General features: G+C 37.5%; 15 protein-coding genes. 4 read left to right on the forward strand and 11 right to left on the reverse strand.

Features of this window, described 5'->3' with window-relative positions:
* Position 1: 1 nt before the first annotated feature.
* From CPT03_RS10465 to CPT03_RS10490, 6 genes are read right to left on the reverse strand one after another with little or no spacing between them, the layout of a single operon-like run.
* On the reverse strand, positions 2-1,618 hold the full coding sequence (locus tag CPT03_RS10465) for a beta-N-acetylhexosaminidase (protein ID WP_099438806.1): 1,617 nt from the start codon (positions 1,616-1,618) through the stop codon (positions 2-4).
* 17 nt (positions 1,619-1,635) lie between these two features.
* A complete protein-coding gene (locus CPT03_RS10470) occupies positions 1,636-2,406 on the reverse strand; it encodes an SDR family oxidoreductase (RefSeq protein WP_099438807.1) in 771 nt (256 codons plus the stop codon).
* Between the two features lie 10 nt (positions 2,407-2,416).
* Positions 2,417-3,556, reverse strand: a complete 1,140-nt coding sequence (locus CPT03_RS10475; RefSeq protein ID WP_099441076.1) for a DUF4861 family protein — start codon at positions 3,554-3,556, stop codon at positions 2,417-2,419.
* 10 nt (positions 3,557-3,566) lie between these two features.
* On the reverse strand, positions 3,567-4,409 hold the full coding sequence (gene kduI / locus CPT03_RS10480) for a 5-dehydro-4-deoxy-D-glucuronate isomerase (protein ID WP_099438808.1): 843 nt from the start codon (positions 4,407-4,409) through the stop codon (positions 3,567-3,569).
* A 22-nt stretch (positions 4,410-4,431) separates the two neighbouring features.
* Positions 4,432-5,625, reverse strand: a complete 1,194-nt coding sequence (locus CPT03_RS10485; protein WP_099438809.1) for a glycoside hydrolase family 88 protein — start codon at positions 5,623-5,625, stop codon at positions 4,432-4,434.
* 24 nt (positions 5,626-5,649) lie between these two features.
* The gene (locus CPT03_RS10490) at positions 5,650-6,684 is read right to left on the reverse strand and encodes a LacI family DNA-binding transcriptional regulator (RefSeq protein WP_099438810.1); all 1,035 of its coding nucleotides are present in this window, start codon (positions 6,682-6,684) and stop codon (positions 5,650-5,652) included.
* A 345-nt stretch (positions 6,685-7,029) separates the two neighbouring features.
* Here CPT03_RS10490 and CPT03_RS10495 point away from each other — a divergent pair, with 345 nt between their 5' ends.
* The 3 genes from CPT03_RS10495 to CPT03_RS10505 are packed head-to-tail and all read left to right on the forward strand — an operon-like array spanning position 7,030 to position 9,748.
* Positions 7,030-7,770 carry a (Fe-S)-binding protein gene (locus CPT03_RS10495; RefSeq protein WP_099438811.1) on the forward strand — a complete coding sequence of 247 codons (741 nt, stop codon included), beginning with the start codon at positions 7,030-7,032 and terminating at the stop codon, positions 7,768-7,770.
* A 21-nt stretch (positions 7,771-7,791) separates the two neighbouring features.
* A complete protein-coding gene (locus CPT03_RS10500) occupies positions 7,792-9,171 on the forward strand; it encodes a lactate utilization protein B (protein ID WP_099438812.1) in 1,380 nt (459 codons plus the stop codon).
* On the forward strand, positions 9,164-9,748 hold the full coding sequence (locus CPT03_RS10505; RefSeq protein ID WP_099438813.1) for a lactate utilization protein C: 585 nt from the start codon (positions 9,164-9,166) through the stop codon (positions 9,746-9,748). Before CPT03_RS10500 ends, CPT03_RS10505 begins: the two co-directional genes overlap by 8 nt.
* A gap of 14 nt (positions 9,749-9,762) precedes the next feature.
* Here the strand turns inward: CPT03_RS10505 and uxaC are convergent, their stop codons facing one another.
* From uxaC to CPT03_RS10520, 3 genes are all read right to left on the reverse strand, one after another.
* Positions 9,763-11,172 carry a glucuronate isomerase gene (gene uxaC / locus CPT03_RS10510; protein WP_099438814.1) on the reverse strand — a complete coding sequence of 470 codons (1,410 nt, stop codon included), beginning with the start codon at positions 11,170-11,172 and terminating at the stop codon, positions 9,763-9,765.
* Positions 11,173-11,181: 9 nt separating this feature from the next.
* The gene (uxuA, locus tag CPT03_RS10515; RefSeq protein WP_245870023.1) at positions 11,182-12,366 is read right to left on the reverse strand and encodes a mannonate dehydratase; all 1,185 of its coding nucleotides are present in this window, start codon (positions 12,364-12,366) and stop codon (positions 11,182-11,184) included.
* 134 nt (positions 12,367-12,500) lie between these two features.
* On the reverse strand, positions 12,501-13,040 hold the full coding sequence (locus CPT03_RS10520; protein ID WP_099438815.1) for a 5' nucleotidase, NT5C type: 540 nt from the start codon (positions 13,038-13,040) through the stop codon (positions 12,501-12,503).
* A gap of 94 nt (positions 13,041-13,134) precedes the next feature.
* Between CPT03_RS10520 and CPT03_RS10525 the strand changes: the two genes are divergently transcribed.
* Positions 13,135-13,884: a DeoR/GlpR family DNA-binding transcription regulator gene (locus tag CPT03_RS10525; protein WP_099438816.1), complete on the forward strand. Its 750-nt coding sequence runs from the start codon at positions 13,135-13,137 to the stop codon at positions 13,882-13,884.
* Here the strand turns inward: CPT03_RS10525 and CPT03_RS10530 are convergent.
* Positions 13,877-16,606: a TonB-dependent receptor gene (locus CPT03_RS10530; protein WP_099438817.1), complete on the reverse strand. Its 2,730-nt coding sequence runs from the start codon at positions 16,604-16,606 to the stop codon at positions 13,877-13,879. The two genes, CPT03_RS10525 and CPT03_RS10530, sit on opposite strands and share 8 nt — an antisense overlap.
* Positions 16,607-16,693: 87 nt before the next feature.
* Positions 16,694-22,273 carry a hypothetical protein gene (locus tag CPT03_RS10535; RefSeq protein WP_099438818.1) on the reverse strand — a complete coding sequence of 1,860 codons (5,580 nt, stop codon included), beginning with the start codon at positions 22,271-22,273 and terminating at the stop codon, positions 16,694-16,696.
* Positions 22,274-22,349: the final 76 nt, after the last annotated feature.

Consider the following 22,349-nt stretch of genomic DNA (forward strand, 5'->3'; position numbering starts at 1 on the left):
CCTAAAATCCAGTATCAAACCGTTTTACTCCTGCTCCTATTCTCACAGGCTCAGGATTCTTTGTTGGATTAAATGGGTCATAATAATAAAGTGACGCCTGCTGAAATAGTGGAATATGCATTTTTAAACGTTGCATAAATCCTTGAAAATCCTTTCCATTTTTACTCCATGCAGCTTCTGCCAAAGCAGTTATTCGCGGAAACAACAGATAATCCAGCCTTTGATCGCTTTGAATTGTTTCTGCCCATAAATCTGCCTGTACGCCCAGAATTTGGTTTTTATTCACAGAACCGCCTATGTAATTATCCTGAGAAAAAGAATAAACGCTTTCTAATGCATTGTATAATTTATTGCTCCATTTGCGACCGTAATTATGGGTGCTATCCTGAACAAAATCAAAATAAAACGGTAATCGAGGGCACAGTACTGTCTCATATCCCTTTTTTAACGAAAGATTTAACATATCTGGTTTATCGTGTCTCCACCAGAAGATAATCGTTTTGTCTTTAGGCAGGTCTACTTCGGCCATCTCGTCCCAAACTAAGAGCTTGGCATTCATATTATATACCGAATCTGCCATACGTTTCATGAAATATTTTTCTACTTCTTTAACATTTGCCAGCCCCTTGTTTTGCATTAATGCTTTAATATCAGCATTTGAAGACCATTGCTGATTTCCATAACTTACCTCATCGCCACCAAGATGGATCATTCCAGAGGGGAACAATGCATTTGTTTCCCTAAGGATATTTGTAAGATATTGATAAGTACTTTCTTTACCTGGATTAAAAGTGAACTCAGGATGTCCTTCAGATCCACCTCCGCTAAATTCAGGATATGCACGGTTCGCTGCAGAAGCATGTCCTGGCATATCTATTTCCGGGATAACAGTAATAAATCTCTGAGCCGCATAAGCTACTACTTCCTTCACCTGTTCTTGTGTATAATATTGTGAAGGTAAAGTTCCATCCAAAAAATCACCAATACCACCAATTAATGCGAGCCCCGGATATTTTTTAATTTCAATACGCCATGCAGGCTCATCGGTAAGATGCCAGTGAAAACGATTCAATTTATAAAATGCCATCCAGTCCAGGATCGATTTAACTTTTGCGATACCAAAGAAGTGTCTTGATTCATCAAGCATTAAACCCCGCCATTCATACAAAGGGCTATCCTGTATTTTCCATCCTTGTAATGAAAGTGATCCTTTTACATTTTTTGATTGCCGCGCAATTTGCAGTAAGGACACTACCCCATAAAAGGCACCCTCTGCATCATTGGCTGTTATCAAAACACCTTTCGGATTTATTTCAAGCGTGTAGGCATCTGCTCCTTTTTTCGAAGTAAGTATCAGTTTTATGCCCGTAGCTTTAGCTACTTTGTAAACACTTAATGGTACCCCCTGCTCCTTCAGCAGTTCTTGCTGAAGATAATTAGCAACTGGCCTTAAAAGTTCTGTCTCTATAACTACGGGGGTATGAGTGTTTAGCACAAAAACTCCGTTTGTTTTAGCAAACTTTACAGGCTGAGGGATTATTGGGCAAGTTTCCTGGGCATTTGTGGCCTGATATCCAAACAGCAAACTCCAAGCAAGTAATAATCGTTTTAATTTCATTTAATCAATGATTTAAATTATCTACCCATCCATCCACCATCTACAGTCATTACTGTACCATGCATATAGGAAGAAGCCTCTGTAGCCAGAAAAACAACCGGTCCTTTGAAATCTTCCGGTTCGCCCCATCGTCCTGCAGGAATACGTTCCATAATAGAGCGACTGCGATTCTCATCAGCTCTTAATGCAGTTGTATTATCAGTTGAAATGTATCCGGGTGCAATTGCATTAACATTTACTCCTTTAGCTGCCCATTCGTTAGCAAAGGCTTTGGTTAACTGCCCAATCGCCCCTTTACTGGCGGCATAGCCCGGCACTGTAATTCCACCTTGAAAAGTTAGCAGAGAAGCGGTAAAAATTACCTTACCATATCCCCGCAAAACCATTTCTTTTCCAATTTCTCTGGTAAGAATAAAAGGAGCGGATTGATTTACAGCTATCACTTCATCCCAATACTCATCCGGGTGTTCTGATACGGGCTTTCTTAAAATTGTTCCGGCATTATTTATAAGGATATCAATTACCGGATGATCTTTCTTAACCTGTTCAATAAATTGCTTAAGCGAGCTGCGATTACTAAAATCACATTGGTATGCATAAAATTTTCTACCAAGTAATGTTACAGAATTTTCTACATCGCTGCCTGATAATTCTAAATTGGCAGACACACCAATAATATCCGCTCCCGCTTCCGCAAGTGCTTCTGCCATAGCTTTTCCTATACCTCTTTTACATCCTGTTACTAAAGCAGTTTTTCCTTTTAAATTAAATAAATCAAGTATCGCCATTATATAAATCTTATTGCACTTTTACCGTTAGTGGGTAGTTTAATTTCTGATTAAAACTTTCAAGATGTTTAAACCATTCTTTTGCTGTAGTAATTTCATTGCCCTTGCTCCATGCCGAGCCATTATAATAAACTATTGGCTCTTTGCTTTTTATTACGGTATGGGTCAATAGATGAACTTTATCAGTATCCATCTTTACCTTCCCACCAGGAATTATTGTCGCTACCCCGGTAGTCCCATCTGCTCCATGTTCTGGTTCCCAATATCCCATTATGCCTTGCTGCTCATCCATCATTACCACTCCTGGTTCTGCTCGTTTCACGATACCTATCACTACTGGAAGATCTCCACTTTCCGGATAAGAATAATCAGCTTGTATACGGTTAAAGTGAGAGCCCGCATCTAAAGATATTGTTTTCAAAACTTTAACTGGCTTACCTGCAACATCCCACTCGTCATATCCTAATTGAAAAGAGGTACGAAGGGGACCATTGTCTAATACTTTCCAGTGATGATAATTCTTTGAATAGTAAACAGAATCGTTGACGTAAGGAGCAATATCACCTGCTCCTAAAGTTAAACCTACGCTATAATAATCCATTCCACTACCATGATCTTTATGGTAGTCGCCTGTTTTGTACCAATCATTAATTACAAGTTTGCTTGTTCTTTTAACCCAAATATCTATCCCAAAAGCATTATCTTTTCTGGTCTCCAAAGCTTTTCCGTACATACGATTAGCCACTTTATCATTTTCCCACGCAAAGTCATCGTAACGTTCAGGCACATATCGTCCATAGGTTTTCTTTGCTATGGCAGCAGGCTTACCCGGCACAATCAGAAGCCTAACATTTCCTTTAGCTTTAACATTAACCTGTATTAGCAAATTCTGTATTGCTACTTCTCCTTTGTGCTCCAACTGAAAAGGAATTTCTTTTTTGGTGGCGGCATCCAATACTTTGAAGTTCAATGTATCAATACCTGGATATTTTGTAATAATAGAAGTCCAGTTAACAGACAATACCTCACCCACCCTTTCTACATTAGATGAATTATTTACAACAATGGTAGATTTTACCACATTTGTTTGTGCCTGTGCAAAAAAAGATGCACCAGGTAACAACAGTAATAAAGCAAATACTTTTTTCATAATTCTATTACTATTTAAGCTCATTAATTGCACAGTGATCCATGTCTCCGTAGTCAAGATTTTCTCCTGCCATGCCCCAGATAAATGTATAATTACTTGTACCTGCACCCGAATGTATAGACCAATTAGGCGAAATTACAGCCTGTTCATTCTGCATCCAAATATGTCGCGTTTCCTGTGGTTCACCCATAAAATGACAAACACTTTGACCTTGCGGAACTTCGAAATAGAAATAAACCTCCATGCGACGATCATGAGTATGTGCTGGCATTGTATTCCAAACGCTTCCACTCTTTAGTTCCGTCATTCCCATTTGCAGCTGACATGTAGGCAAAACACTATTCACTAATAGCTTATTTATTATCCTATGATTTGCAGTTTCAGCAGTTCCAAGCTCCACAATCTCTGCCTCGGCCTTTGAAACTTTTTTACTTGGATATTTATGATGAGCCGGTGCAGAATTAATATAAAACTTTGCTGGTTTCTCCTTATCAGCCGATGCAAATGTTACATTTTTAGTGCCCTTACCAAGGTAAAGTGCTTCCTTGAAATCAATATCATAATTAACTCCATCGGCAATAATAGTACCCTTGCCGCCTACATTAATAATACCCAATTCCCTTCTTTCTAAAAAGTACTCAGCTTTTAAACTGTCAGGGTTTGAAAGCTGTACAACTTCATTTACAGGCATTACTCCTCCCGAAATATATCGATCGTAATGAGATAGGGTAAGATTAATATGATCAGCCTCGAAGATATGGGGAATCAGAAAATTTTTGCGCAAATCTACCGTATTCATCTGTTTGGTTTCAGTGGGACTTAGAGCGTATCTGCTTTCGAAATTTGTTTGCATGTCTTTTAAATTTTCTTGTTTTTTATAAGTACCAGGTTTTATAACGGTGTAAAGCTTCTAAAAAATAGTAATCAGCATAGGTTAACGGAACATCAACTTCCGATTTATGAGGAATTGAACCTACACTATGCTTCAATAGAAACCCACCATTTTCACCTAGTTTTGCACGGTAGGTATCAGAAGCAAGCGTTCTTAATGCTGTTTCTGCAACACTTAAATATTGTTTACGTTCCTTTTTATCCGAATACTGCGCAAGTTCCAATAAGGCAGAAGCCATAACGGCACCCGCAGAAGCATCACGAAGGGCATTAGGTATACCAGGTGCATTATAATCCCAATAAGGAATCATATCTGCAGGCATATTGGGATCGTTTAACATGAATTTAGCTATATTTTTAGCCTGACTTAAATACTTCTTGTTCTTAGTAAAGCGATACATCATAGTATATCCATACAAGCCCCAGGCTTGTCCTCTGCTCCATGCAGATGAGTCTGCTGCTCCCTGTGCTGTTATCTTTTGCAAAACTTTGCCTGTTTTCATATCATAATCAATAACATGATATGAGCTAAAATCTGGTCTGAAATGATTTTTGATAGTTGAATTAGCATGAGTAATTGCAATCTGTTTGTATTTTTTATCACCTCCATGGTCACTTACCCAGCTCAACAGCTCCAGATTCATCATATTATCTATAATAACCGGCCCAGCCATTTTTTTACTCGAATTCCACGACTGGATTACCCCGGCCTCCGGATGAAAACGTGTTGATAAAGATTGGGCTGCTGTATCAATTGTTTTCTTGTAGGAAGGATCTTTCAAGATTCGGTAAGCATTACCAAAACTGCAATACATCATAAAACCTAAATCGTGATTACCTGTATAATGCTTTTCTTTTTCCAGAATAGAAAGACGCGCCTTAGCCTCCTTCAAAATATCTGAATCTTTTGTATACTCATAGATATAAAGCAATGTACCCGGAAAAAAACCACTACACCACCACTTGGTATCACTTGTTTCTACTTTATCTGTTTTTTCGTAATAGGTTTTAGGCATCACATCTGCAGGTACATTTTTGGCAAGCACCTTATATTGCTGATCAGCAAATTTAAATTGCTCATCAATCAACTGTCCCATTTTTCCATCCCTATTTTGGGCGTTTAGCATTCCATTGTTTATCAGTAAAAAACAGACTGCAACAAATAGTTTTCTCATCATCAAATGTTATTTTAATAGTTTTTTTTAGGTTGTCATTCTTCTAATTAGCTGAACAGGTATAGTAATTGGCACTATTGTTTCATTAGTTACGTTTGTAGCATTTTTTAATAAATTCATTAGCGTTTCAACTATCTTTTTACCTACTTCATCAGGAAACTGTTCTATTGTGGTTATTGCAGGAGTAATTATTGATGTTCGGGGATCATTTGAATAACCTATAATTTTTAACTCAGCAGGAACCACAATCCCCTTTTCTCTTGCAAATTCAAGGGCTGCTATTGCGCTGGTGTCATTATCTGTAAATAAACCATCGGGCATAACATCTGCATCAAATAGTTTCCGCATGGCTTCTCTGGCGTTGGCATGCGTTAATTCCTGATGAAATATCCAGTTTTGATGCACAGGAAGTTTATGCTGCTCCATTGCTTTTAAAAAACCAGCCGATCGATCCTGATATAAATTTGAAGTTAAAGGGCCCGAAATATGAGCAATTCGTTTGCAGCCAGTTTCAATAAGGTGCGAAGTTGCAATATATCCTCCTCTAAAATCATCTCCCTTAATTATCGTTGCCTGCTGTTCAGTTAAAGGCACGCGATCATAAAAAACCACAGGAATACCATTTTGCAAAAGCTTATCAAAATGGCTAAAATCTGTAGTCCCCAGCGTGCATGCTGCAATTAAGGCATCCACTCTTGACGATAAAAGTATTTCTGTAAGCTCCTTTTCCATGTCCAGAGAGTCGTTAGACTGACATATAATCAGGTTGTATCCATATTTCTGTAAACCGTTTTGAATAGTGGTAATAACCTCTGCATGAAAAAACATCGAAATCCTTGGTACAATAAGCCCCACTGTATGGGTTTTGTTGCTTCTTAAACCTGATGCCATGTTATTACGCCTATACCCCAACTGAGCAGCCATTTTTAGCACATCGCTTTTTGTTTTCTCCTTTACGTGCGGATGATCGTTAAGTGCACGGGAAATTGTTGCGGGCGAAAGCTTTAGCGCTTCCGCTATATCGAGAATTGTATTTTGCTGTACTTTTTTTTGGTTGGCCATTTTTAATATTATATGAGGCTGCTAAATCAAGTTAATCCGAACACCAAACTAATCAATAATGCAATTATATGAAAACGTTTTCATAATTTACAACAAATTATTTTAGCACGGTTTAATCATTGTTAAAACACATAAGTAATTCATGTAATTTAGGTTAAACCAATGTATTCAAACTTTTTTGTTACAAAAAAATATCAGCATACCTTTACTATATGAAATCGTTTCCGTTCTAAATAACAAACTAATCCGTATTATATTTTTAATAACATTATATTTACCGCCCAGCACCGTATATTTGCCTAAACACACAACTTAAGAACCAAATAAGATCAGATATTTATAGCCATGACTGTTGGACTTTTTATTCCCTGTTACATAGACCAGTTCTACCCTAACGCTGCCATTGCAACCTTAACTTTATTAAAAAAACTTGGAGTTAACGTAGTTTACCCTACTAAGCAAACCTGTTGCGGGCAACCTATGGCAAACTCCGGATTTGAACACCTTACACAAGGATGTAATGATTTATTTATAGAAAACTTTTCCGAATTTGACTATGTTGTTTCACCTTCCGGAAGTTGCGTACTCCATATCAAAGATCATCTTCATGCAGACAAGGCGGAAGATAAAGCGCTTGGAATCAGAAAGAAAATTTATGAATTAACTGAATTCCTTACAGATGTACTTAAGGTTGAGAAATTGTCTGCTAGCTTTCCTCATAAAGTTGGAGTGCACCAAAGCTGTCATGGGCAGCGTGGACTAATGCTCGCTCAAATGACAGAACTTGTAGAAGCTCCTTTCTCTAAACCACTGCATCTATTAAATATGGTTAAAGGTTTGGAGTTAATAAATTTGAAACGTCCCGATGAATGTTGTGGTTTTGGAGGTACTTTTTGTGTTGCAGAAGAAGCTGTATCTGCAAAAATGGGTAAAGACAGGGTGGCAGATCATATTAATGGCGGTGCCGAATACATTACCGCGGCAGACATGTCCTGCCTGATGCATATGGAAGGCATATTACGCAGAGAGAACAGTAATGTTAAAGTAATACACATTGCAGAGATATTAAACGCACAGGAATTTTAACCCTACAAACAAGCATATAAAATGAGTACAGGAGCAAAAGATCACGCCCAATTATCTGACATCTTTAATAAAGACGAAGCGCGTGTAGACTGGCATGATGAAACGCTTTGGTTTGTAAGGGCTAAACGTGATAAAGCGGCCCACAACCTTCCGGAATGGGAAACCTTGCGCGAAACTGCATCACAAATAAAAAACAATGTTTTATCAAACTTGCATGATTATCTTTTGCAGTTTGAAGCTAATGCTGAAAAGAACGGTGTAAAAGTTCATTGGGCAGCTAATGGTGAAGAACACAATAAAATAGTTCATTCCATTTTAAAGGAAAACGATGTAAACCGCATTGTTAAAAGCAAATCAATGCTTACTGAAGAATGCCATCTAAACGATTATCTTCATAATAATGGCATTGAAGTTATAGATACTGACCTTGGAGAACGTATTGTGCAGCTGGCAGAAGAACCACCAAGCCATATTGTGCTTCCCTGTATCCATAAAAAAAAGGAAGAAATAGGAGACTTGTTCCATAAACATCTGGGTACACCTGAAGGAGCCTCTGATCCGGTATTCTTAACCGCAGCAGCGAGAGATCATTTACGTGAAAAGTTTATCACCAGGAAGGCTGCTATTACAGGAGTTAATTTTGCAGTAGCTGAAACCGGAGAGTTTGTGGTATGTACAAATGAAGGAAATGCTGACATGGGTGCACACCTGGCAGATGTACATATTGCCTGCATGGGAATTGAGAAAATAGTACCCTTGCGTAAGCATCTGTCTGTATTCCTTAGGTTACTCACCAGAAGTGCTACAGGCCAACCTATTACCACCTATTCGAGTCATTTTAAAAAGCCAAGACCTGGACAAACCATGCACATTGTTTTGGTTGACAATGGCAGAACGACCCAACTTGGACGAGAAGATTTCCGCAATTCACTTAAATGCATAAGATGTGCGGCGTGTATGAATACTTGTCCCGTTTACCGAAGAAGCGGCGGCCACAGCTATCACACGGCTATTGCAGGGCCTATAGGCTCCATACTAGCACCGAATATTGACATGAAGAACTATGCCGACCTTCCATTTGCTTCAACCCTTTGTGGATCATGTAGCAATGTATGTCCGGTTAAAATTAACATTCATGAACAGCTTTATAAATGGCGCCAAGTAATTGTAAAAGAGGGCTATGCCGATCCTAAGAAGACAATAGCCATGAAAGCAATGGATTTTACACTCTCAAATCCTTCCATTTATAAAATTGCCGGAAAGGCTGGCCGCTTTGTGTTAAAGCACGCTCCTTTTACAGTAAATAACAAATTAAATCTTTGGTATAAACACAGAGAAATGCCTGAACCTCCTAAGCAATCATTTGGGGAATGGTATAAACAAAACAATAAAAATGACTAGCAGAGAAGAAATACTGGCCAAAGTAAAAACCAATCAGCCTGATGCCAGGCCTTTACCGGCGGACCTTACTACTGTGCCTGGCGGAATGGAAAGTGTAATGCAATTTAAAACGGTATTGACTACCATAGGTGGGGCAATTGTTGAAGTTGCAAATTTTGAAGAAATTGCACAATACATTAAACAGGAATTTAAAGATAAAAAAAGACTCATATCTACTTTACCCGAACTTGGTTCAGTAACAGAATCAGGATGGGAAAACAAAGATCCACACAGCTATGAAAATGTTGATTTAGCCGTGATTAAAGCTCATTTTGGAGTTGCAGAAAATGCAGCATTGTGGATTACTGAAGATTTGATGCAACAAAGGGTTGTTCCCTTTATTTGTCAGCAGCTAGCAGTTGTAGTAAACAAAGCCGACATTGTTGCTACTATGCACGACGCTTATAGCAAAATAGGTGATGCTGATTATGGATTCGGATCTTTTATTGCAGGCCCGTCAAAAACTGCAGATATTGAACAATCTTTAGTACTTGGAGCGCATGGGCCTAAAAGTATGACTGTATTTTTATTAGGCTAAGGATATCATATCCCCTAGCCTAATTTAAAGTATTCTTCGGCATTATTGTAGCAAATATCGCTAATAATCTTACCAATCCATTTCTCGTCATCAGGTAACATTCCATTCTCCATTTCCGCTCCAAAAAGGTTACATAATATCCTTCTGAAATATTCGTGTCGCGAATAAGAAAGAAAGCTACGTGAGTCAGTAAGCATACCCACAAAATTGCTTACCATGCCCATATTAGATAACGCATTCAGTTGTTTTTCCATTCCATCTTTCTGATCCAGGAACCACCACCCCGAACCGAATTGCATTTTACCTTTCATTCTGCCATCGGCAAAATTACCGGTCATAGCAGCAAAAACCTCATTATCCGCAGGGTTAAGGTTATAAATAATGGTTTTAGCAAGCTGATCAGTTACACTCAGATTACCCAAAAACCCAGATAATCTTTCTGCATGTCTAAAGTCGCCGATAGAGTCATATCCAGTATCAGCACCTATTTTATTAAACATACCGAGATTGTTATTTCTAATTGCGCCCAGATGAAACTGCTGCACCCAGTCTCTTTCATGATATAATTTACTCAATTCCGTTAAAACATAACCAGCAAAAGCATCAGGATTAGAAAACATCGCACCATCTGTTTTTAAAAAAACAACAAACTCCTTTTTCTCAACATCAGTTAGGGTATATGCAGCAGGTAACATGGCTAACCCATGATCCGAAACACTGCAATTGTGTTCAGCAAAATAATCAACTCGTTGCCTTAATGCTGCCAGCAACCCATCAATATCAGCTATAACTACTCCTGAAACAACAGAAAGCTGTTTCACATAATCCTTAAATTGAGTTGCCTTATCAATTAGCAAAGCTTTATCTGGCCGGAATGAAGGTTTAACTTTTACAGAAAAGTTACTCTCACTTAATTGTTTATGATATTTAAGGTCATCACAAGGATCATCAGTAGTACCAACCATCTTAACTTTAAAATGATTTAACAAGCCTTGTGTAGAAAATTCATCCTTTTTAAGCAATGCATTACAATCCTCATAAATTCTTTTACCAGAATCAGCATTTAGAAAAGAATTTATACCAAATGGATTTTTAAGTTCCATATGCGTCCAATGAAATAGTGGATTTCTAACAGTTGCAGGAACTACCCTTGCCCAGGCCATAAATTTATCCTGATCTTCAGCATTTCCTGTAATGAGTTCTTCACTAACACCCAATGCACGCATCCCTCTCCATTTATAATGGTCACCTTTCAGCCAAATCTCAGTCAGATTAGCGAATTTCTTATTCTCTGCTATTTCCTGCGGTGGCAGGTGATTATGATAATCAATTATAGGAAGGTTTTTGGCATAATCATTAAAAAGTATTTTCGCTTTTTTACTGTTCAACAAAAAATCTTCGGGTATTACTGCTCCTTCTATCATGTTATTTATCTAAAACTGGTTTATTATTCCATACTCTAATCCTCTCAATTCTGCAAGACCTTTTAATCTGCCGATAGCTGAATAACCTGGATTAGTTTTTTTATTAAGGTCATCAAGCATCTGATGGCCATGATCAGGTCGCATAGGTATACTAATCTGTCTTTTCTGTTGTATTAAAAGGATTTGTTTTACAACATTATACATATCTACATCGCCTTCTAAATGATTATCCTCATAAAAGTCACCTGCTTCATTCCTTTTTGTACTTCTTAAATGGATAAAATGAATTCTTTCACCAAATGTATTCACCATTTCAGGTAGATTATTATCATCCCTCACCCCAAATGAACCTGTACAAAAACAAAGTCCGTTATTTAAAGATGGAACAGCTGTAAACAGTTTTTGAACCTGCATAGCTGTACTTACCACCCTTGGTAAGCCAAAAATAGGATAAGGTGGATCATCAGGATGTATAGCCAATTTTATCCCGGCAGCATCGGCAACCGGAACAATTTCTGAAAGGAAATGAATAAGGTTTTGAGAAAGTCCGTCTTCGTCAATTCCTTTATACTTATCTAAGGCATCCTGAAACTGACTCAAAGTAAAACTCTCTTCACTTCCAGGCAAACCTGCAATAATATTTCTTTGTAGCACCAACCGTTCATCATCAGACATTTGCTCAAAACGAATTCTGCCATTTTCAAGTTCCTGATAAGTATAGTCATCAGAGGCATTTGGCCTGTTCAACATGTACACATCAAATGCAACAAGAGCAGCCCTTTCAAATTTTAATGCCTTAGCCCCGTTTTCAAGTTCAAAGGCAAGATTGGTTCTTGTCCAATCCAACACTGGCATAAAATTGTAGGTAACAACAGATATGCCACATGCTGCCAGATTCTGTAAGGAAACTTTATAATTTGATATATAATTTTCAAAGCCTGCTGCCTGAGTTTTTATAGCTTCATGAACTGGCACGCTTTCTACCACGTCCCATTCAAGACCTGCTTGTTCAATTATATTTTTATGTTTTAAGATCTCTTCAATTGTCCAGATTTCACCATTTGGAATATGATGAAGTGCACTAACAACTCCCGTGCAGCCAGCTTGTCTGATGTCTGATAAGCTTACCGGATCTTTAGTACCAAACCAGCGCATGGTTTGGGTCATTCTATGTATTTTACTGCCTTTACTCATATTATATTTAGTTGCTTTACACCAATATTTATTTTGGAATAAAGAATGGTATAAAAACTAAATATATATGTTGTTTCCAAGATTAAATGCATGTTAAACTGCATTTATTATCGAAAACGTTTGCGACAGGCTTATTATGCTGCAACTTCTTCCTTACGGAATAAATCCATTACATCATTCCAGTTATCAACTCTTTGGTGATGTGTTTTATAAACATTATGTGCAGCAGTAAACATAATAGGCTTGCCTTTAAAGAAATCAAGATTCTTGCAATGATCATCTATCATATAATCGGTGTTAATAATACTTTTATCACCACAAAAAACTATATTCTTCCAGCTAATAGATGGAAAATATTCCTGTAGCCATTCCTGCTTTTCAGACAAACATTGAGGGAATTCCATTGCTGCTGAAACAATATATACTTCATAGTTTTCCATCAGTTCTTTTACAGCTTCAATTGCTCCGGGCATCACTGGTATTGTTCTGAAAAATCCAGGAGTGTAAACAAACCTTTTTACTGCTGTTTTATCAGGAAATCCTTCAGATTCAAGAACACCTAACATATCCTCCCGATTAACTTTAACTCCATAATCTCTTTCATACCAGTTTATGAAATGGGTCTCTATATCAGCAAGTACACCATCCATATCAATTGCTATTGTTTTTTTCATACTTTTATTCTGTAATAAGTTGCAACAAAAATACAACAAATTGCAATATTTTGCAATTAATTTTATTAATATTGCATAATATTGCAAACATATTATGATTAAGGCAGAAAGATTACAGCAGATAATAGATCACATTACTAAAGAAGGAAAGGTTCTTCTAGGCGACTTAAGTAAACTATTAAATGTTTCCGAGGATACCGTAAGAAGAGATATTAAGGAGTTATCTGATGAAGGACTGCTTAAAGCAGTTCGAGGAGGAGCAGTATTACATTCACCAATTCCAAGACACTATAGGGAAAGAGAGAATTACGATGTTAGCCATAAGGAAATTATTGCGGCTAAAGCCCTAAAATTTATAAAAGATGGTCAGGTAATTATTTTTGATGCCGGTACCTCGGCATTAGCTGTAGCAACTAGCTTACCTAAAGAAATTAATATTACTGTGATAACTAATAATTTCCCGGTAGCCAACATTCTCGAGGATCATCCAAATGCAGAGGTTATTTTTGTTGGTGGAAGGCTAAATAAATTATCTTTTTCTACAATGGGCCATGAGGCTATACAAGCCATTAAAAATATTCGGGCAGATATTTGTTTTTTGGGTATCTGCAGCATCGACCTTAACATTGGTGTTACCGGATTAAATTATGAAGATAGCCAGATAAAGAAAGCAATGGTGGAAACATCAAAACACATCATTGCACTTTCGACATTTGAGAAATTGGATACCGCTGAAAACTACTACATCTGCGCAGCAAATGAGTTAAATACCATAATAACAGATATAGATCCAAAAGAAGGAAATTTACAGCGGTATCAGGATGCGGGCATCGAAATTATTTAACCTCGTAGCGATATACTTGTCTGCCTAATAAACCATCGCCATTTATACCCTCAATTGTAACCCTGTAAACACCTTTCGTATCTGCATTAAAAAAGCTGATTTTTCCTTTTCCGCTCTCTCCTACTAAAATGCCTGGATTCCAATAAACAGTGCTTCTTAAATCAGTTATACGGCTATTGCTATCATATACCGGAGCATAAAATTCTTTCACGGGATTAAAGCCTCTAGGCGAATAGTTTACTACAGAAGGATTGTAACCTGCACGCAATATCCCAACCCCTCTTTTTGTAGACAAAAACAAGGATGGCCCTCCTGTCATACTTATTATAGCTGCATTTGTACGAACAACATCAACCCTGTCAATATCAAGAGGGTCCAAATAGAATAAATCCTGAACCTCGCAATCATTAATTTGTCTGCCGTCAACAAAAACTCTCATCCTTTCATTCCTTGTAAATGGCATTGTTACAGGCCCACAATCAGCCTCGGCTTGTATAAACTGTACATTAATAACCGTTGCCCTCAACCATTCCAAAAGTGTTCCAAATGCCTGTACATTATTGGGTCTGTAAGTATTATCTGCATGTCCATCCATTATAAGATCGTAGCCAAATAGCCTTTTACGTTTTCTTGCGCTAATTATTACTTCTTTTAACTGCTGTGAACGACTCATCTGGCCACTTTTAACCATTTCTTCATCTTGTTTTTTATTATTTTCAAGCGAAGCTTTCATTGACTTGCCCATGTCCGTATCAAGGTCACCAATATTAATATTCGGAGTTCTATCCTGATCACGAATCTTATCAACTTTTATTTCAACATTTTTACCACCTTTTGCATTTCTTCCCTGAACCGTGAAACCAATTTCATTAGTAATCAACAGATTACTAAACTTATAATATCCTTCCGCATTAGTCACAGTATCAATTATCACCCCTAATTTGTTATTTATCAACGATATTTTTCCACCCGCAATAGGTTTCTCTCCCAAAGTCAACAACCTACCTGTAACATCAGTGGTTAACTTCTCTGCCTTAAAAGCAGGTTTAAATGGTTTCCCAGATGTTAAGTCTTTCCACACAAACCTTCTATATCCTTGTGTAAGCATTAAAAGATCCAGATTACCTTTAGTTTCTTCAGTAGGATTACTAAAATAATAACCTGGTTTTTCAATGTATCCCTTAATGTCGGAACTTAATAATATTTGAGAAAATATAGTAGTTTCTTTTGCTTCATCAACAGGAACCGCGTCTTCACTAACTACAGATACCGAAAAATTGCCGGAAATAGGAGTTCCATTAGCACCAGCAACACTTAAATCTATTTCAACCTTTTCTTTTCCAGCATAAACTTTTTTTGGTGTTGACAATTTAACATCCATCTGATCTTTGTTCTGAACGAAGATAATCCTTTCATTCATCGGATCCCCGGTCGAAGAAAACAACGTAAACTGAGTAATTCCGGATGGCAAATCTTTAGCTGGAATATACAGAGACGTTAATGGTTTACTTATAGGCATACTGCTTGCATAACTTACGCTTCCATTAGATTGGGCAATCAAACTAACTGTTTGTCCTCCTTTTTCAAGTATAGCAGGGTTGGAACTAATACGTACAAGTACAGTATCTGTTTCAGTATTATTATAAACAGACAAAACGTATCCGCTCTCTAAAACCGGGGGTAATTTGATTGATTTTTCAGAGCCATCCGGATAAGTTACTTTTGCCTGATAAAGCTTACCCTTTTCAGGCATTAACCTAAACTGCCCCATTCCAAAATGTGTAGCCTCAAAAGTTTCCACTTCTTTACCATCATTATCAATTATAACTCCCTTTACCGGAACACCTAACCCATCCGTACCTGTTGCTTTAAATGCAACCCTAGTACGAACACCGCTTACCAAAGGACCACTTTCAGGGAAAAACTGGACATCAGTTTGCGTTGATATGCTTTTAATAGCAAAATCCTTAACCACAATATCTTTTTCTCTTGTTTGAAGCTTGGCAGTAAGATGTTTATCTTGCAATTTACCAGATTTACCGCCTTGTAATTTTATCTTTAGCTGCCCATAATTATCAGTTTCTTTATTACCGCTAAATACCTTTTCATAGCCGTTTTCAAAAAGAGCATAATCTACTTTCCTGTTACTTAATGCCTCACCTTTATCGTTCGAATAAGTCAAAACAGCTGTTACTACATCCTTTGCCCCATCTTTACTGTACTCATAACTAATTTTACAGAAAGACATGTTTGCAACCGAATTACCAACACCTAATATTTTGTCATAAAAAAATGCCGGATCAGAATTCCGCATCCATTGCGTATAAGCTCGTATTCTGTAATTCCCATCGTGTGAGCTACTATCTGGCAACACGAAACTCCCTTTGGTCATTCCGGCAACAAGCGGAAGCTTTAACGATTGGGCAAGTGAATCTGCTTCATTATAAAGATCAACATATACTGCACCACTAAGAGCAGAAAGCTGATGTTTGCTGCCAATAGTTACATAGGCTTTAAACCAAATCGTATCGCCTACCATATAATATGGTTTATCTGTGTGAAGATATATTTTTTCCTGTGGCTGGGTTTCAGTCCATTTCTGTAGGGCTGCAACTAGTTTTTCTACCGGATCATTGTCCTTTTGTGTAAATGAAAAAGCACCTGCAATTAGCAGCACAAAAAAAATAGGAATAGCAATTTTTGGAGCGTTTTTAAATTTCATACGGTTTGTTTCGTTTGGTTGGAATTTTATAAATATAAAAAAATAACATGAAGAGAAAATTAATTAGCTGTAAAAATTCGGAGATAATTATTTGCTAACTGGCTTAGGCACTAACAGCTTATACCTGCTACTTCCAATAATTCCGTTCATATTACTACCTTCAATGGTTACCGTATAAGATCCCGGGATATCAGTTGTATAAAATGATATCTTTGCTTTTCCCTGAGCATCTGTTATCATATTTGGCTCCCAATGTATTGTAGCACGAAGATCGGGATTCAGCTCTGACACGCTGGCATTAACATATTTTGGGCGGTAAAATTCCTGAGGATATAATATAGGTAGAGGTCTGTAAAAAGCGACATCAGGTTTGTTAATCCTATGCCATCCTGCCCCACTGTAAGTTGTCAACTCTATAAAAGCAACATCAATATCTCTTCTTGAGGTGTATGGCATCACACCACCATTAGTCCCAAAACTACTTGCAAAAGTAGCCATATCAGTCTTTCCGGCACCCGGAATTGTTCTCCCCACAGAAAAACCTGCTCTATCATAAGCAGCTGTATATCTCCTGCTATACATTACTTCCAAGCCCCTTAAAGTGGCCACTTTAAGGTCTTCCAAATCTTGTTTAATATCATCAACCCTCGGATCAGGAATATCGCCATAAAACAATGGTATTCTTCTTCCATCGACTGAAATGGTTACGTCGTAATGATTCATCTTAATCTTTGCAAAACCATCTTCATAAGCTACACGAAAGCCGGGAACTTTTTGTTTGAGTAGTTGATAAAGACTCATAACTCCAGATTCTTTAATGTCCTTTTCATCAAAAATCAAATCAGCTTTACCAAGACCATTCTGATTAAAGGACCCCTTAATTATCTTTTTATCCATAATCTTCACCTCTTTCAATGCAATACCACTTACATCAGTTCTTTCCTCTTTTAATAGAACTGCTTTATTTTTAACATAATTCAATTGTGTGGTATCAGTATTCACATACCAGGGCATGATCTTATTCCTGAACATTTCATGTGCCGGAGGGAATTTTTGACGATCTACTTCTACTTCTCCAAAATTCATAGTTTTTCCTTTTGGCGTTCTGGCCTGAATAAAGAATGAACCGGAATCTATTTGAGGTAAAGCGGTAAACATAAACCCTCCTTGCTGATCAGTTATTGCTGTTGTTAAAAAGAATGGTTTTTGCGAAGAAATTAACATTTGGGCTCCCGACACCGGTTTTTTCAATATATTGGTGACTTTACCCGTTATTCTAAAATCCTTCTCGGCTGCAAATTTCGGCGATATTGCCTCATCAAACACATCCTTCCATTTATAACCGGTCCAACCCTGTGTAAGCATAAGATTATCCAGAGCTTTCCAGGTCTGCTTATCTCTTTTATTTAAGTAATATCCTGGAGTTTCTACTGTTCCTTTTAATCCGGCATTTAATAACAGACTGGTCGCAATATCATGATTACCTAAGCTATCAGCCAAAACCTGCGAATCATCGGTTACCGATACCGAAAAACTTCCTACTACCGGATTCCCATTTACATCTTTCATCTCAATGGATAACCCAACACTATCTCTCTTCAAAAAGGATGCTTTATTAGGAGAAATATTGATACGGGCCTGATCTTCGTGATCAATAAACACAACACGTTCATTTAAAGGCTGTTCTTCTTTTAGCAGTGTAAACCTTGCAATACCAGAAGCAAACTTACTTTTGGCAATCATAACTTTTGAGCTATTAAAGTCTACCTGTTCTGCATAACAAACTATCCCTCTCGAAGTTCCCACCAAATAATAAGTATCATCAGCGTTGATGGAACCTGGAGTAGCCATTAAGTTAACTTCCAGCAAATCACTTTCCATATTATTAATTACATGTAAACCAGTCCCTTTAGCTTTCACTAATGGCAATGAATAACTTTTATCAACTTCTAGCGGTCTGTTTAATCGCGCTGTATACGTTTCGCCTTCTTTTGGCAAAAACTCAAATGACCCCATTCCATTAACTAAACTGGCAATTTGAGCAATTACATTCCCTTTACTATCATAAACATCTCCCTCAAAACTTACTCCTTTTCCGTCTTCAGCTATTGCCTTAAAACCAATAAGCGATTTCAATCCTGCCACCAATTCTCCTCCCTCCGGCAGAAATTGAAGGTCAATATTCTGCTGTCGTTTTATATTCAATGGAACACTTAAAACCTGATTCAGTTCATTTTTTGAAAGGTTATTGATTTCTATCCTTATATTATTGCCATCAGCCTTTTCCTTAAGATTAAACATCAAAGCCAAATCACCTTCATTAGTTGTTCTTAATTGATCTTTAAAAAGCAACTTGTCTGCTTCCATCACTCTAATTCCTACATCACGTAATCCAACAGCAATTTTATCGGTACGCATCAAATTAATATTTACTTTAACCTGGTCCTTTTCTGCAACCCTGTTAACAGTTGCATCTGATTTCACGAGCCAGGTATTCTTACTAGGTTTACCTAAATAAAAACGCTTATTGAACAAATACTCATCTCCAAAATTCTGCATCCAATTTGTATAAGCCCTTAATGTATAACCTCCTTCATGAAAAATCTTTGCAGGCAACGGAATTTGTCCCCATCCCAAACCCTCCTTTATAGGAATACTTATCCTCCTAACCACCTCAGCACTATCATCATTAAGTTCAACATATAATAACCCACTTTTTTGTGATCCCGACAAATAAGAAGGATCAAACACGTAAGCCTTAAACCAAATTGTATCACCAAGATTATAGTAAGGTTTATCAGTATGCAGGTAGGCTTTTTCTTCTGGTAATTTATTATGAAAACGCTGCAAAGCAGAAACAATTTCTTTAGTATTTTGCGTTGGTGGCTGCTGAGTTAGAATATTACCACCTTCAACCTTATACCTGTAAACTTGCCTACCCAACTCGCCTGCAGCATTAATACCTTCAACTATCACTTTATAATTCCCCGGGCCATCGGCATTAAAAAAATCAAATGTTGTTTTCCCTGCATCGAAAGTCCTCACACTTGGATTCCAATAAATAGTTGAACGATAATCAGGCATCTGATTATTTATACCTGGCCTATCATACCTTGGCGAATAAAATTCACGCGCTTTATTAAAACCTCTTGGTAAAAAATTAACTACACTGGGGTCATACTTAGCTTTTCTTGATCTTTTAGTAGTTATTAACAAAGCACTTCCGCCAAAATAAGATTTTAAGGCCGCGTTACTTCTAACAACCTCTATTTTAGCTACATCAACAGCATCTATTGCATTTGAAGCAAAAATATCAGCAACCTCGCTCACAGACTGTCTTCTGCCGTTCAATATAACCTGCATAGGAACCCATTTTGGTGGGACCATATCAGTTTCAAGATAATAAGGGTAAAACGGGATTTTTTCGTATTCATTGATATACTCTCTAAATTGTACGCCCTGCAATCTTCCCTGCAAGCAAATCGCCAGACTTGAGCATGTTTCCGGGTTTTCTATCATATAGGTTTGATCAGCATGTCCTTCAGGAACTACCATTGCGCCTTGTGGCGCGTAACTTTCAATCTGCATTTTTTTTGCATTGATTTTTACTTCCTGCAATCTCTGAACTCGATCCAACTTACCCATTTTAACCAATTGTTCCTCCTGCTTTCTGCCATTTTCTAAGTAGGTTTTAGTGGTACCCGTAATATCTGTACTTACATCAGGCAAATTTTTGTTCCTCCCTAACTTCTGCACAGGCATACTGTCAAGAATAACCTCCACTTTATTTCTATTCTTTGCTGTCCGTGCCTGTACGCTAAATTTTACACTATCAGTCAACACTAACTGATCAAATTTGAATCTTCCCGCTGTATCGGTTGTTGTGCCTTCTAATATGCCGGCTCTCATAGACATCAAGGTCACTTTCCCTTTATTTACAGGTTTACCTGAAAGAGAAAGCACCGTTCCAGAAATTACAGTCCCCAATTTTTCTGCAATAAATTTAGGTTTAACCAACAACCCACTCGAAACATCTTTCCAGGTAAATCGTCTATAGCCCTGGGTTAACATCAGGTTATCTAATGCCCTGTTAACCGATTCAGTTTCCTCAGTAAAATAATAATTAGGTTGCTCTACATACCCTTTAATATCTGAAGTAAGCAATGTTGAAGTGAGTATGGTATGCTCATTATTTTCTTCCAATGGAACCTTATCTTCGTTAATTACAGTAACAGAGAAATTCCCGGCTACCGGCTTACCTTTTGAATTAAAAGACTGAAGCCCGACACTTACATTTTCTCTAGACTTATAAGTAAGTCTTGCTGTGTTTATCTCCAATCGCATCTGGTCCTTGTTCTTTACAAAAGCAATTCTCTCATTTAGCGGCTCCTCACTTTCATTAAATAAAGTAAATTGGGCTATTCCGGTCGGAAAATCTTTCTTCAACAACCAGATAGAAGTCATGGGTTTGGTGATGTTAAGCGGGGTAGCATAAATTGTCTCCCCTCCTGTCTGAGCTATGAGACTAGCATTTATTGGTGTTGACATTGCAGGCGGCACATTAATTCTAACCAGTATACTGTCTTTATTCGGTTGATAAACCGCTAGTACATACCCGGTATTTTCAGCTTTTGGCAAAGCAACTGAGGTTTCCGACCCATCAGGATAATTTATTTTTGCAGTATAGGTTTTTCCTTGTTCCGGTTTTAATTTAAAAACTCCCATCCCTGCATGTTCACTTTCAAAATCAGCAACATGATTCCCTTGCTCATCCAATACACTTCCTTTAATAAGAATACCTTTCCCATCCATCCCTAATGCTTTAAATCCTATTCTCGAAGCAACTCCATTTACCAGCATTCCTCCCTCCGGAAAAAACTGAACATCACTTTGTAAAAACCCCGTCTTTATGGCAAAGTTTTTGGTAATCTTTAATTTGCTATCCGCTTCTATAATAGTCTGTATATATGCGCCTAGCAAATTTTCAGGCTTATCATTCTTTAAATCAATATAAATAGTTCCATTGGCATCAGTTTTAACCGTTTTTGATGTTATAGTTTCGCCATGAGCAATAACCTTATAACTAACAGGTCTCCCCGAAATCACGTTCCCCTCATCATTGCTATAATTCAATTGAGCATTTATTACCGGTTTGCCCTCAATAACCTTATAAAGATAATTTACCTTCGAAGTAATTTCATTGCTATAAGGACTACCCACAATAAAAGTACGGTCATAGAAATAATCTTCTCCTGCATTTCTCATCCACTGCGTATAAGCCCTTACCCGATAGTTTCCCTCCTTAAGCTCCTCATTTAAATCAAAATTCCCCATGGCCATACCTGCGGTAAGAGGTAGCTTTAAAGATTTTTCTATTGAATCTCTTTCATTTATCAGTTCCACATATACCGCCCCACTTAAAGCAGATAGCTGATGCCTGCTCCCAACGGTTACATAGGCTTTAAACCAAATGGTATCACCTAAAGCATAATAAGGTTTGTCGGTATTTAGATACACCTTTTCTTGTGGATTAGTTTCTATCCATTTTTCTAATGTGGTCACTAACCTCTCTATAGGATCCTGTCCCTTTGGTGCAAAAGCCAGGAAAGTTAGAACTGATAACAAAAGCACAATTCTAAGGGGCCTTATAAGTCTTTGATTTTCCATTGTTTTAAATATGATTGCGTAATTAAAAACAAAGACATTTCAGATCAACCAATTAGGGACAACACCTCAAATTATT

Origin of the sequence: Pedobacter ginsengisoli (genome assembly GCF_002736205.1) — a bacterium.
GTDB classification, from domain to species: domain Bacteria; phylum Bacteroidota; class Bacteroidia; order Sphingobacteriales; family Sphingobacteriaceae; genus Pedobacter; species Pedobacter ginsengisoli_A.

Coding starts and splice junctions, on each gene's coding strand:
- CPT03_RS10490 (WP_099438810.1), bottom strand. CDS start 6,684: ATGGCCAACCAAAAAAAAGTACAGCAAAATACAATTCTCGATATAGCG.
- CPT03_RS10525 (WP_099438816.1), top strand. CDS start 13,135: ATGATTAAGGCAGAAAGATTACAGCAGATAATAGATCACATTACTAAA.
- CPT03_RS10505 (WP_099438813.1), top strand. CDS start 9,164: ATGACTAGCAGAGAAGAAATACTGGCCAAAGTAAAAACCAATCAGCCT.
- CPT03_RS10535 (WP_099438818.1), bottom strand. CDS start 22,273: ATGGAAAATCAAAGACTTATAAGGCCCCTTAGAATTGTGCTTTTGTTA.
- uxaC (WP_099438814.1), bottom strand. CDS start 11,172: ATGATAGAAGGAGCAGTAATACCCGAAGATTTTTTGTTGAACAGTAAA.
- CPT03_RS10485 (WP_099438809.1), bottom strand. CDS start 5,625: ATGATGAGAAAACTATTTGTTGCAGTCTGTTTTTTACTGATAAACAAT.
- kduI (WP_099438808.1), bottom strand. CDS start 4,409: ATGCAAACAAATTTCGAAAGCAGATACGCTCTAAGTCCCACTGAAACC.
- CPT03_RS10465 (WP_099438806.1), bottom strand. CDS start 1,618: ATGAAATTAAAACGATTATTACTTGCTTGGAGTTTGCTGTTTGGATAT.
- CPT03_RS10475 (WP_099441076.1), bottom strand. CDS start 3,556: ATGAAAAAAGTATTTGCTTTATTACTGTTGTTACCTGGTGCATCTTTT.
- CPT03_RS10470 (WP_099438807.1), bottom strand. CDS start 2,406: ATGGCGATACTTGATTTATTTAATTTAAAAGGAAAAACTGCTTTAGTA.
- CPT03_RS10520 (WP_099438815.1), bottom strand. CDS start 13,040: ATGAAAAAAACAATAGCAATTGATATGGATGGTGTACTTGCTGATATA.
- CPT03_RS10530 (WP_099438817.1), bottom strand. CDS start 16,606: ATGAAATTTAAAAACGCTCCAAAAATTGCTATTCCTATTTTTTTTGTG.
- CPT03_RS10495 (WP_099438811.1), top strand. CDS start 7,030: ATGACTGTTGGACTTTTTATTCCCTGTTACATAGACCAGTTCTACCCT.
- CPT03_RS10500 (WP_099438812.1), top strand. CDS start 7,792: ATGAGTACAGGAGCAAAAGATCACGCCCAATTATCTGACATCTTTAAT.
- uxuA (WP_245870023.1), bottom strand. CDS start 12,366: ATGAGTAAAGGCAGTAAAATACATAGAATGACCCAAACCATGCGCTGG.